Source organism: Massilia agrisoli, assembly GCF_020831365.1.
Lineage (GTDB): Bacteria > Pseudomonadota > Gammaproteobacteria > Burkholderiales > Burkholderiaceae_D > Telluria_A > Telluria_A agrisoli.
In genome coordinates, this window is record NZ_JAJHPV010000010.1 from 95217 (window position 1) to 107368 (window position 12152).

The following is a 12152-nucleotide window of genomic DNA, read 5'->3' on the forward strand; positions in this document are numbered from 1 at the left end:
ATTTTTTCCTTACTCAAGACTTTTTCGGGATGAGCGATATGGACAAAGGCATCGGGCAGCACACCACGTGCGCAATGCGGCTGGGCGCAATGGCCGTCATGCTGGCGCTGGCGCACGGCGCAGCCGCGGCGGCCCAGCCTGCCGCCGCAGCAAAAGGACAAGCGCCACGCGCCGAGACGGCGCCGCGCTGCAGCGGCGAAGCGGCGCGTCCGGGCAGCATGGCGCTGCAGGTCGGCAAATCCAACCTGATGCGCTTGCCCGAACCGGTCATGCACCGCAGCGTCGGCAACCCGGGCATCGTGCAGTCGATGCTGGTGGCGCCCGATACCTTGTACTTGGTCGGGGTCGATATCGGCACCACCAACATGATTATCCAGGGCAAGGGCGGCTCCTGCAGCGTGATCGACATCACGGTGTCGATGGACCCGACGGCGCTGCAGGCGACCCTGGCCAGCGTCATGCCGGAGGAAAAAAACATCCGGGTGCAAGCCGCCGCCGATTCGCTGATCCTGACCGGCGACGTGTCCGATGGCGCCGCCGTGGCGCGCGCCAACGACCTGGCGCAGGCCTTCGTGCGGCGCGCCCAGCGCCCGCTGGCGCAGAAGAGCGACGACAAGGATGCGGCGCCGACGCCTTCAGCCGCCGCCAGCGCGGGCTTGGGTCCACGGATTGTTAACATGCTGTCGGTCAGCGCACCCCAGCAAGTGATGCTCGAAGTGAAGATCGCCGAGGTGTCGAAGACCCTGCTGGAACGGCTGGAAGCGGGTACCACCCTGAAGTTCAACCACGGCAGCTGGGCCACCACCTTGCTGTCGAACTTCCTGACCGGCACCGCGCGCGGCTTGCTCGACGCGCGCAAGACCAACGGCAACCAGCTGACCCTCGAAGCGCACAAACAGGACGGCCTGGTGCGCATCCTGGCCGAGCCGACCGTGATGGCGATCAGCGGACAGGAAGGCAGTTTTCTCGCCGGCGGCAAGATTTTCATCCCGGTCGCCCAGGAGAACAACCGGATCACCCTGGAAGAAAAGGAATTCGGCGTCGGCCTGCGCTTCACCCCGACGGTCTTGTCGGGTGGCCGCATCAACCTGCGCGTTTCGCCGGAAGTATCGGAGATTTCGCGTGAAGGCATCGGCATCAGCGCGGCCGGCTTCACCGGCGGATCGATCCTGCCGCTGATCACGACGCGCCGCGCCAGCACCACCGTCCAGCTGTATGACGGCCAGAGCTTCGCCATCGGCGGCCTGATCAAGAACAACCTGGTCAACAACCTCAAGGGCTTGCCGGCGATCGGTGAAGTGCCCGTGCTGGGGGCCCTGTTCCGCAGCACCGACTACCAGCAGGACCGCACCGAGCTGGTCTTCGTGGTCACGGCCCATCTGGTCAAGCCCCTGCCGCCCGACTTCACCCTGCCGACCGACAAGCTGATGCCGGCCGGCCGCGCCGAGTTCCTGCTCGGCGGGAAGATGGAGGGCCGGATGCCGGAAACCGACGCCACACCAGCGGTCCAGGCAGCGGCGCCGTCGGCCGACGCCGCGCGCGGGTTCGAACTTAAATAGGAGGCGCCATGGATACCCGACTCAGCATTTCGCGCAGCTTGTCGCTGCTGGCGCTTGCCGCCACCCTTGCCGCCTGCGCGGAGACCACCCCGCGCTGGGACAGCACCTTCGGCAACTCGGTGCGCAGCACCTTCGCGGCCCAGGTCATCAATCCGGCCGCCGTGCGCAACAGCAACCCCGTTGTCGGCGTCGATGGCCGCGCCGCGATGGCGGCACAGAAGAAGTACGAGAGCGGCGAAGGCGCGCAGGAGCCGGCTTCCCCGCCGACGCCCATGATGATCGGCAGCGCTTCAAAATGAAAACCGCGCGCATCACCGGTCGGCCAGGCTACCGCCAGCGCGGGTCGGTCTCGACGATATACGTCAGTGTGCTGATTCCGATCATTGGCTTCGTCGGATTGGCGATCGACCTGTCGTTTGCCTACACTCGCCGCACCGAGATGCAAAGCGTCGCCGATGCAGCCGCGGTGGCGGCGGCGCGCGCGCTTGATGGCACGATGGCCGGCATCGAGGCCGCCAAGACGCAAGCCCGTACCACTGCCCAGCGCCAGAAGTACAGCTTCGGCCGGGCCGTGGTGTGGGTCGACGATGCGCTGCGCTTCAGTGACTCGCCCGACAAGCCGGACGCAGACTGGTTGCCCGCCGGCTCGGTCAATGCCGCCAACGCCGCCAACCTGTATTACGCCAAGGTCGATACCCGCGCGCTGGGCGACGAACATGCCCGGGTGGACGTGGTATTTGCGCAATTCCTCGGTGGCGCGAGGGAAACGATGAGTATGGCAGCGCGCGCGATTGCAGGGCGCACCAGCATCCAGGTCACGCCGCTGGCGGTATGCGCGATCACGAATACCCGGGTGTCGACACGTGATGTCGACAAGGGGGGAAGCGTGGTGCAGGAGCTGCTGCATTATGGATTTCGCCGCGGGGTCAGCTACAACCTGCTGAACATGAACCCGAACGGGACAAGCGCCGTCAGCTACCTGGTCAATCCACTGGATTTTCCCAACCAGCCCGAGGAGCTGGGTCACCGGTCGCTGGCGGTGGTTCGGCCGTTCGTGTGCAGCGGCTCGATCGCGGCAAGCAACCTGCGTGCCGGATCCAGATTGTATGTGGGCAATCCTTTCCCGGCCACTCTCACGGCCGAGCTTAACTCGCGCTTTTCCAACTACACCGGTTCCACCTGCAACCGGGTGCCGGCACCACCTGACCGCAACATCAAGGCATTTAACGCCTGGTATTTTGGCTGGTGGATGAATTCCAGCGGCACCATCAATGGCAGTGCCGAGCCGCGTGAGATTGGCGGCGCCAAGCTGACGATAGCGGATCAGTCCGCAGCGATCGTCGGCATCACCAGGACGCACTACGGCCCGCTATGGGCGTTCTCGAAGGCGGTTCAGTATGACGCTGGCGCGCCGGACGGCGTCGGCGCGCCATTCCTGCTGGCCGATTGGCCCTACTTGTACCCGGTCGGGTCAGGCGTACCCCTCCAGGCCTCCTACGACGATGCGCTGGCAAGCCCATACAACGCGCACGTTGCGCCACATCGCGCCAATCCGCCGGTAACGGGCATGGCGCAACGGCGGGTGTTGAACATTCCCTTGTTGGAATGCCCGGTATCGGGCAGCACCGCCCGGGTCCTGGCGATCGGGCGCTTTTTCATGGGGTCGCAGGCCGACGCTGGAACACCGCCTTCGGTGCACGGCGAATTCGGCGGGCTGGTGGCGGATAACCAACTGGGCGCAACCGTGGGATTATACAAATGAACGCAAACTTCTCCAGGCGCGGGCCGGCTCGGCAAGGCGGGATCGCCCTGATCGAACTGGCCTTGATACTGGTCCTGTCATCTTTCCTCCTGCCCGTGCTGTTTTTGTTTGCACGCGTGTTTTACCACTACAACGTGCTCAAGCAGGCAACGCAGGACGCCGCCAACCATATGGCCGCGATGCCTCGCATCGAACTGATGACTTCAGCGGGAATGGCGGCTGCCAAGGGCAGGGCGGAAAACATGGTGATCGCCGCGATATCCGAGGCGGGAATCACGCCCCCTGAAGAACTTTCGGTTGAGGTTCGCTGTAACAACGGCGGGGTATGCGCGTCCTCGGTACCGGTAACTGACGTTCAGGTCATCGCTTTGTTCATACTTTTTGACGGGTTCTGGCAGGACACCGGGCGCTGGCTGTCGGACGAGTCGGGCGCGAGCTGGACCATTACCACGTCTTCCAGCGCCACTTTTCAGAACTGACGCAGACCATGCCAGCCATCCGTCCCCACTTCCTGCCGCTTAAAGCCCAGCGCGGCGCCACGGCCGTGGAATTCGCCGGGGTCGCGGTGTTCTTTTTCACCTACCTGTTTGCGATGTTCGAGCTGGCGCGCGCGCTCTACCTGTGGAACACGATGACCGAAGTGACGCGCAGGGCCGCCCGGGCCGCCGCCGTGGCAGACTTCGACGATGCAGCGAAACAAGCGATCCGGCGCCACGCGATGTTCGACACGAACAGGCTCCCGCTGGCGGGTGATGTCACCATCGAGAAGCTTGAGATCGACTACCTGCAGGCCGATGGCGCAACGCCGGTTACCGCCCTGCCGCTGTGCCCCACCGAGAACCTGGTCAACTGCACGGCCAACCCGAACGGCCCGAGCTGTATCCGCTTCGTTCGTGTACGCGTGTGCCTCGACGGCCCGGGCAGCTGCTCGCAGGTCCCCTATACAACCATGAGCGGGCTGGAGAATTTTGTTCCCGGCTCGCTATCGTTCCCCAGGTTTACCACCATTTCGCCGGTTGGGTCGCTGGGCCGCACGCCCAGCGTCACCAGTACATGCCCGTAGCCGGCGCGCGATATTGAGCAGAGGAGTGACATGAAAGCGTTGATCATCACCCGCGACAGTGATCTGCACGCGGAAATCGCGACCCAGGGGACGGCGCGCGTGCCGCCCATCAGCCTGGTGGCCAGCCGCGCCAGCCTGCGCGAGGCGCTCGACCGCCTGATGCCCGACAATCCCGCCGTTGTCATCATCGACGCGACCGACCCCGACATCCAGGAAGGCGACCTGCTCGAGCGCCTGGCCAAGCATTACCAGTCCTCCTGCTTCATGCTGCTCACGCGCGAACATCACCAGGACCTCCTGATCCGCGCGATGCGCGCCGGCGTGCGCGAAGTGCTGCAGCTGCCGCTGGTGCACCGGGCCTTCCACGAAGCGATGGACCGTGTCGCAGCGACCACTGGCGTCACCGACATGCGCGACGGGAAGGTGCTGGCCTTCATCTCCTGCAAAGGCGGCAGCGGCGCCACCTTCATCTCGACCAATTTCGGCTACGCACTGGCCACGCTTGGAGAGAAAAAGGTGCTGCTGATCGATTTGCATGGCCAGTTCGGCGACGCCACGCTGTACGTCTCCGACCAGAAGCCGGCCATGACGCTGTCGGACGTCTGCAGCCAGATCGCCCGCATTGACGGCCCTTTCCTGAACTCGTGCCTGGTGCACGTCACCCCTGGCTTCGGCATCCTGGCGGCGGCCGATGATCCGACCCACGCGGTCGACCTGAAGCCGGAACACATGGACACCATCCTGCGCGTCGCGCGCCAGCACTACGACTACATCGTGCTCGACGTCGGCCGCCAGATCGACGCCATTTCACTGCGCGCCCTCGACAACGCGGATGCCATCCACCCGGTGCTGCAGCTGGCGCTGCCCGACATCCGCGATGGCCGCCGCCTGCTCGACATCTTCCGCTCGCTCGGCTACCCGGTCGACCAGACCCGCCTGATCGTCAACCGCTACGAGAAGGGCGGCAAGCTGCGCCTGCAGGACCTGCAGAACGCACTTGGCGCCGATGTGATGCACACCATCCCGAACGACTACGCCGCGGCGACCGATTCGGTGAACCAGGGCGTGCCGGTGCTGGAGCTGTCGCGTTCCAGCGCGGTGGCGCGCAGCCTCGCCGACCTGGTCGAGCTGGTCACGGCGCGGCGTGCCCCTGAAGTCAACAAAGGCCTGTTCGACCGCCTGTTCGGCCGCGCCGACACCGACGCCTGATATCACGGAGACTGTTATGACCCTGCGCGAACGCCTGTCATCATCCGACGAAGCCAAGACACTTTCCGCGCCGCTGGCGGCCGAGCCGGCCAATCACGCCTATCAGGATTTGAAGAAGACAATGCACCAGATGATCCTCGACCGGATCGACCTGGAGCGCCTGAAACGGCTGACCACCGAGCAGTTCAAGCATGAGCTGGCGCTGCTAATCCAGCGCATCATCGAGGAAGAGCGGATTGTCCTGAACCAGAACGAGCGCCATAACCTCGTGCTAGACATCCAGCACGAAATGCTCGGCTTCGGCCCGCTCGAGCCGCTACTGAACGATCCCACCATCTCGGACATCCTGGTGAACACCCATTCCAGGGTGTACATCGAGCGGCGCGGCAGGCTGGAGCTGACCGAGGTGACCTTCCACGACAACGCTCACCTCATGAAGATCATCGAGAAGATCGTGTCGCGCGTGGGCAGGCGCGTCGATGAGTCGAGCCCGATGGTCGATGCGCGGCTGCCTGACGGTTCGCGCGTGAACGCCATCATTCCGCCGCTTGCGGTGGACGGCCCGATCCTGTCGATCCGCCGCTTTTCGACCACGCCGCTGTCGGTGCAGAACCTGCTCGATTACAAAAGCCTGACGCCGCCGATGGTGCAGGTGCTTGAATCGCTTGGCCAGGCGAAGATCAACATCCTGATCTCCGGCGGGACCGGCAGCGGCAAGACCACGCTGCTGAACCTGATCTCAGGTTTCATTCCCGCCAACGAGCGCATTGTGACGATTGAAGACGCGGCCGAGCTGCAGCTGCGCCAGCCCCACGTGGTGCGCCTGGAAACGCGGCCGCCCAACATCGAAGGCAAAGGCGAGGTGACGCAGCGGGCGCTGGTGCGCAACGCGCTGCGCATGCGCCCTGACCGCATCATCCTCGGCGAGGTCCGCGGCGCCGAGGCGCTCGACATGCTGCAGGCGATGAACACCGGCCACGAAGGATCGCTCGCCACGATCCACTCGAACACCCCGCGCGATGCGCTGTCGCGGCTCGAAAACATGGTCGGCATGGCCGGCGTTACGCTGACGCCGCGGGCGGTGCGGCAGCAGATCTGTTCGGCGGTCACGGTGGTGCTGCAAGTGACGCGCCTGACCGACGGCGCGCGCAAGCTGGTCAGCATGCAGGAGATCACCGGCATGGAGGGCGACATCCTGGCAATGCAGGAGATCTTCCGCTTCGAGCAGACCGGTGTCGCGCCCGATGGCAAGGTGCTGGGGCAGTTCTGTGCAACCGGGGTGCGGCCGCGATTTGCCGAGCGCCTGCGCATGTTCGGCGCGCCGGTCCCCGACGCCGCGTTCGATCCATCGCGCGTCTACGAATAACCCGCGGGAGCCGACATGGATGCAATCTATTACGGTTTCGCGGTACTGCTGTTTGCCGCAGTGATCCTTCTGGTGGAAGGATGCTACCTGTGGTGGAACAGCACCCACGGCGGCGAGGCACAGCGCATTTCGCGCCGGCTGCGGCTGATGTCGGGAGGCGCCGAAGGCGGTAATGGCGAGGTGTCGATCCTGAAGCAGCGCCGCTACAGCAAGAACGACGGCATCGACAGGCTGCTGCACAAGATGCGTATCGCGAATGCTATCGACCGGCTGATCCTGCAGGCTGGCGTGCGCTGGTCTGTATCGCAGTTCATCGTCGCATCGGCAGCCATGATGCTGTCCGGGCTGGTGATTGGGCAGGTATGGGCGGTGCCGGTGCTGGCCAAGCTGATCATCATCGCGCTGCTGACGGCCATTCCGTACGGGATGCTGCGGCGCGCGCGCCGGCAGCGGCTGATCAAGATCGAGCAGCAGCTCCCCGAAGCCGCGGACTTTATTGCGCGTGCGCTGCGCTCCGGGCACTCGTTCACCAACGTGCTGCAGATGGTCGGTTCCGAGCTTCCGGAACCGCTGTGCGGCGAGTTCCGCGCTGCGCACGAAGAGATCAACTACGGCGTTCCTCTCAACGAAGCGCTGCACAACCTGGCCGACCGCATCCCGCTGACCGACCTGCGCTATCTCGTCATCGCGGTGCTGATCCAGCGCGAGTCGGGCGGCAACCTGGCTGAAATCCTGCACAACATCAGCCATATCATCCGCGAGCGGCTCAAGCTCGTCGCACAGGTGAGGGTGCTGTCGGCCGAGGGCCGGATGTCTGCCTGGATCCTGGGCCTGCTGCCGTTCGTCGTCATCGTCCTGATGTCGGCAACGAGCCCGAAATATATCAGCCTGCTGTGGACCGACCCCACAGGCGTCAAGCTGCTCTGGTACGGCGCCGGAATGATCTTGATCGGGGTCTTGTGGCTGCGCCGCGTGATCCACATCCGCATTTAAGGGGAAGCACATGACCGGCCCGCAAATCATATTCCTGACCATTGTCTTCGGCATCGTCTGCGGCCTCGCGCTGCTCGCCATGTTCATCTTCTCGCCCGGGTACTTGCGCATCCGGCTTGATAATTTCATGGGCAAGACCGAGCCGAGCGCGCTGGAGACCGGCGGCTGGGTCGAGAAGGCGGCCAAAGTGGCGCAGCCCTTTTCGCGCCTGTCGCTGCCCGAAGAAGGATGGGAGAAATCGAGCCTGCGCACGCGGTTCATGAACGCGGGCTGGCGCAATCCCGCCGCGGCAACCCTGTACTTCGCATCGAAGTCGGTGCTGGCGCTCTTGTTTCCCGGCGCGGTCGCGCTGATGCTGGCGATCTCGGGAACGCCGATGCCCGGCCAGCGGCTGCTGATGGTCCTGCTGGTAGTGGCCGCGGTCGGCTACTACCTGCCGAATGTGATCCTGCGCCACATCGCGTCACGCCGCCAGCGCGAGATATTCGAAACCATCCCGGACGCGCTGGACCTGCTGACGGTCTGCGTCGAGGCGGGCCTGAGCCTGGAGCGCGCGCTGATCAAGGTCGCGGGCGAGATCCACATCAAGAGCGTCACCCTGGCGCAGGAGCTGCAACTGGTGCTGATGGAGATGCGGGCTGGCTTCACGAAGGAGAAGGCGCTGCGCAATTTCGCGCTGCGCAGCGGCGTGGAAGACGTCGACACCCTGGTCGCGATGCTGATCCAGTCCGAGCGCTTTGGCACCAGCATGGGCGACGCGCTGCGCGTCCACTCGGACAACCTGCGCACCAAGCGGCGCATGGCCGCCGAAGAAACCGCAGCCAAGATCGGCCTGAAGCTGCTGTTCCCGCTGATCTTCTTTATTTTCCCCACCTTGCTGATGGTCCTGATCGGACCTGCTGGAATCCAGATTGCCCGCACCCTGCCGAGGATGACCGGGGCAGGTCAATAAAGTCCCGAAGGAGAATGCGATGAAAACGAAACTGAAGCGCTTGACCACCGTATGCGCCGGCGCGTTCGTGTTTGCCGCGTGCGCCGATCTTGGTCAGCGTCCAACGCCGGCGGTGCAACCCGCGCAGGCATCGGCCGCCGCCAACGAGGCCTACGTACTCGGACGCAGCCTGCACATGGCGCGCCGCTTCGAGGCCGCGACAGCGTCTTACATGGCCGCGCTGAAGGCCGATCCGCGTCACGTCAACGCACGCAACGGCCTGGCGACGCTGTATGCGGAGCAGGGCGAGTTCGCCAAGGCGATCCCGATCTGGCAGCAGCTGACGCGCGAGGCCGATGGTAAGGCGGGACCGGAGACCGCCTTCTTGTTCAGTAATCTCGGCTACGCACACTTCCTGAGCGGCGAATATGACCATGCCCTGTCGGCGCTGGAGAAAGCCTGCCTGCTCGACCCGCTTAACTACCGCGCCTGGAACCACCTGGGCAGCGCCCTTGAGAAACTGGGCCAGCCCGAACGCGCCCAGCTGATGTACAAGCAGGCAGAGGCGTTGCGCGAGCACGACTTCAAGGCCGACTACGCGCTGGCGCAGCGCGCCGTCGCGCCGGCCATCGAAAAGGCGGTCAAGGCAAGCGCGCGCCAGGAAGAGGCATGGGCGACGACCGAAGTGCGCCAACTGGCGAATGGCATGTTCGAACTGCACCGGGTTCCGGCCCCCACGGGATCGCGCGCAGCAGAGGCTCCCGCACCGCTGCCAGCGCCCGTTCCATTGGAACAGCTGGCGGTCCTGCCGGCGATCGCGACCCAGCAAAAAGCGCTGCTCGAGATCCGTAACGGCAATGGAGTGACCGGCATGGCGAAGGCCTTGTCGACGAAAATGGATCCTGGCAGCCTGCGCGTCGTGCGCCTGTCCAACCAGCGTCCGTTCGACGTGCGCCAGACCAGGATCGAATACCATCCGGCATTCCGTGAGGCCGCGGAGCGGCTGGCCGAGCGCTTCGGCAACGCAGCCGTGGTGGAAGCAGGCGGCGTCAAGCCGGCCAACATGCGACTGGTGATCGGTCGCGATATTGCCGGCCGCGATTTTGCGCTCAAGCCCGTTGCAAAAGAGCTGCCTGCCACGTTTGTCGAACATCAAACGCGCCCGGGCGGCTCGCGCCACAATGAGGAAGACCAAACCCTCAAACCTGGAGCATAGCCATGACACTCGCACGCCGCTTTACCGCCTTCTTGTCCGCCCTGATGATCGTCGCCCTGGTTGGCTGCGCGCCGACCGAAAAGCGGGCAGGCACCGGTCAATATATCGATGACGCGATGATCACAGCCAAGGTAAAGGGCGCGCTGGTAGCCGACCCGGAGCTAAAGGCCACTGAAATCCAGGTCGATACATTCAAGGGAACGGTGCAGCTGAGCGGCTTCGTCGCGGCGCCCGAACACGTTCAAAAGGCGGAACGGCTGGTGCGCGACATCGCGGGTGTCAAGTCCGTCAAAAACGACATCGCAATAAAAAGATAGGTGACAAAAAACAAAAAGCCGCCTTCGTTAAGGCGGCTTTTGCGCTTGCGGCTACCCGATTATTTCCACGCCACGCTGCCCAGGCCGCGCGACGTTGCATTGCGGCTCGCCGGGTTGCCGTACACGGTGGCCGAACCCAATCCGCTCAGACGCAGGTTGGCGGCGTTCTTGGCGTAGACAGTTGCACCGCCGAGGCCGGTCATGTCGAGGTCGACGCTGTCCGACTGCAGGCCTTTGGCATCAAGGCTGCCTACGCCGCCCAGTTTGGCGCGCAGCATGCGGCTGTTGCCGTTGATGGTGATGCTGCCCGCGCCGCGCATGTTCAGGTCGACCAGGTCGCTGGAAGCTGCGTTCAAGGTCATGCTGCCGACGCCGCCGAGGCGTGAGTTGATGTTCTTGTAGTTGCTGTTCACTTTTACCGACCCGGCGCCGTCCAGTGCCAGGGTGATCTTGTCGCCGCTGAAGCCGCTCACCTCGGTGGTGCCCACGCCCTCGGACGTAAATTCGTTCAGGTTCGGCAAGGTCAGTTCGACTCGCACCTCGTGCTTTTCATTAGTGAATTTCCAAGAGCCTTCATCATTGTCGATGCGCAGCGTCTCGCCGTGCTGATCGGTCTTCACTTTGGCCAGGTGGCGCTTCTCGCCGTATAAAGTCAGCGAAGGCGTCGCGCCTTGTTTTACACGCAGGTTGATCACGCCATCGAGCTTGACCTTGACGATGCGCGCGTCGACCGCGCGGGTTTCGCTGACCATCTCATCGGCAATTGCCGACGTGGCTGGAAGGGAAAGGGCTGCAGCGGTAAGCGCCATGCCGAGGAATTTGTTCATATGCGTTATCTCCTTGCGTTTGTGAATGCAGGCTCAGTCGCCCAATGCTGCTTTTTCGGCCGCGGTCAGGCGCTTGCCGGTGATGGTGACGACGGTCATGGTCGTGTCAGCGGCAGCCTGCGTGACGGCTGGCGGATCGATGCGTTTAACCGCGGTGGAGGCCGTTGCGAAGGTGGTGACCGATGCAAGTGCGATGGCGGTGGCGGTGAGGAAGATGGCTTCCATGTTTTTTGCGATGTTCATTTGAGGCTCCTGTGTGTTTAGTTCGTTGCGTTGAGTGAACTATAGACAGGGGGCCACCGGTCAACTACCTGATTGCGATGAAATGCACTTTTGACGGAGTGAAGTGCGCAAATGCGCACTTTTGCTGATTGCGCGCGACGCATGTGCGGACCATTGCGGGAGTAGGGCGGAAGAGCGAAGCGTCATCCGCCGAATGCCGGCACCGACCGAACGCGTGGGCGCGCAGACGGCACGACGATTTCCCCGTCACCACACTCTGGCGTTAAGATGCGGCCTCCCACAGCCGAAAGCGCACAGCCAGCCGATGACAAATATCCCCAAGTATCCCAAAGGACCGACCAGCATCCGCGCCCATGTGCTCGCCGTCCTGCTCTCGTCGGAGGACATGACCGGCTTCGAAAGCATCTTCGCCTATCGGAAGGCCTCTCTCGCCACCGTCATCCGGGCCTTGATCAGGAAGTACAACTGGCCAATCAAGCGTGAAGACTTCCCCACCAACACCGCCGATGGCCGTGCCGCGTGGGCGACGGTTTATTCCCTGCCGCAGGAAGACATTGACGCTGCCTTCAAGCGTGGCGCGCAGGACTGGCTCGATGGCGTAAAGGCTGCAAGGAAAGCCCGGAAATAAGCATTCAAAGAAAATGCCCCAACCGTTTGCACGGATGA

At 63.8% G+C, this 12152-nt stretch carries 14 protein-coding genes; 12 read left to right on the plus strand and 2 right to left on the minus strand.

The features are described from left to right. Positions 1–38: 38 nt before the first annotated feature. Genes LMJ30_RS06880 through LMJ30_RS06930 form a run of 11 tightly spaced genes read left to right on the plus strand, consistent with a single transcriptional unit; the run spans position 39 to position 10416 of the window. The gene (locus LMJ30_RS06880; protein ID WP_229431687.1) at positions 39–1559 is read left to right on the plus strand and encodes a type II and III secretion system protein family protein; all 1521 of its coding nucleotides are present in this window, start codon (positions 39–41) and stop codon (positions 1557–1559) included. 8 nt (positions 1560–1567) lie between these two features. Beyond that, positions 1568–1858, plus strand: a complete 291-nt coding sequence (locus LMJ30_RS06885) for a hypothetical protein (protein WP_229431601.1) — start codon at positions 1568–1570, stop codon at positions 1856–1858. After that, a complete protein-coding gene (locus LMJ30_RS06890) occupies positions 1855–3321 on the plus strand; it encodes a pilus assembly protein TadG-related protein (protein WP_229431602.1) in 1467 nt (488 codons plus the stop codon). Before LMJ30_RS06885 ends, LMJ30_RS06890 begins: the two co-directional genes overlap by 4 nt. After that, the gene (locus LMJ30_RS06895) at positions 3318–3800 is read left to right on the plus strand and encodes a TadE family protein (RefSeq protein ID WP_229431603.1); all 483 of its coding nucleotides are present in this window, start codon (positions 3318–3320) and stop codon (positions 3798–3800) included. Before LMJ30_RS06890 ends, LMJ30_RS06895 begins: the two co-directional genes overlap by 4 nt. Positions 3801–3808: 8 nt before the next feature. Then, entirely contained in the window at positions 3809–4384 is a 576-nt protein-coding gene (locus LMJ30_RS06900) for a TadE family protein (protein ID WP_229431604.1), read from the plus strand. Between the two features lie 30 nt (positions 4385–4414). Continuing rightward, a complete protein-coding gene (locus tag LMJ30_RS06905) occupies positions 4415–5593 on the plus strand; it encodes a CpaE/TadZ family protein (protein ID WP_229431605.1) in 1179 nt (392 codons plus the stop codon). Positions 5594–5609: 16 nt separating this feature from the next. After that, complete coding sequence (locus LMJ30_RS06910; RefSeq protein ID WP_229431606.1) at positions 5610–6959, plus strand: TadA family conjugal transfer-associated ATPase; 1350 nt, start codon at positions 5610–5612, stop codon at positions 6957–6959. Positions 6960–6974: 15 nt separating this feature from the next. After that, positions 6975–7952 (plus strand): type II secretion system F family protein, encoded by a 978-nt coding sequence (locus LMJ30_RS06915; protein ID WP_229431607.1) that lies wholly within the window; start codon positions 6975–6977, stop codon positions 7950–7952. A gap of 10 nt (positions 7953–7962) precedes the next feature. Beyond that, positions 7963–8904 (plus strand): type II secretion system F family protein, encoded by a 942-nt coding sequence (locus LMJ30_RS06920; RefSeq protein WP_229431608.1) that lies wholly within the window; start codon positions 7963–7965, stop codon positions 8902–8904. 19 nt (positions 8905–8923) lie between these two features. Next, positions 8924–10099, plus strand: a complete 1176-nt coding sequence (locus tag LMJ30_RS06925) for a LytR C-terminal domain-containing protein (protein WP_229431609.1) — start codon at positions 8924–8926, stop codon at positions 10097–10099. 2 nt (positions 10100–10101) lie between these two features. Further along, entirely contained in the window at positions 10102–10416 is a 315-nt protein-coding gene (locus LMJ30_RS06930; protein WP_229431610.1) for a BON domain-containing protein, read from the plus strand. Between the two features lie 59 nt (positions 10417–10475). On the opposite strand, the gene LMJ30_RS06935 is transcribed toward LMJ30_RS06930, so the two are convergent. After that, the gene (locus LMJ30_RS06935) at positions 10476–11243 is read right to left on the minus strand and encodes a GIN domain-containing protein (RefSeq protein ID WP_229431611.1); all 768 of its coding nucleotides are present in this window, start codon (positions 11241–11243) and stop codon (positions 10476–10478) included. 33 nt (positions 11244–11276) lie between these two features. Then, on the minus strand, positions 11277–11486 hold the full coding sequence (locus LMJ30_RS06940) for a hypothetical protein (protein WP_229431612.1): 210 nt from the start codon (positions 11484–11486) through the stop codon (positions 11277–11279). A 304-nt stretch (positions 11487–11790) separates the two neighbouring features. Between LMJ30_RS06940 and LMJ30_RS06945 the strand changes: the two genes are divergently transcribed. Continuing rightward, positions 11791–12114 carry a hypothetical protein gene (locus tag LMJ30_RS06945; protein WP_229431613.1) on the plus strand — a complete coding sequence of 108 codons (324 nt, stop codon included), beginning with the start codon at positions 11791–11793 and terminating at the stop codon, positions 12112–12114. The last annotated feature ends 38 nt before the right edge of the window (positions 12115–12152 follow it).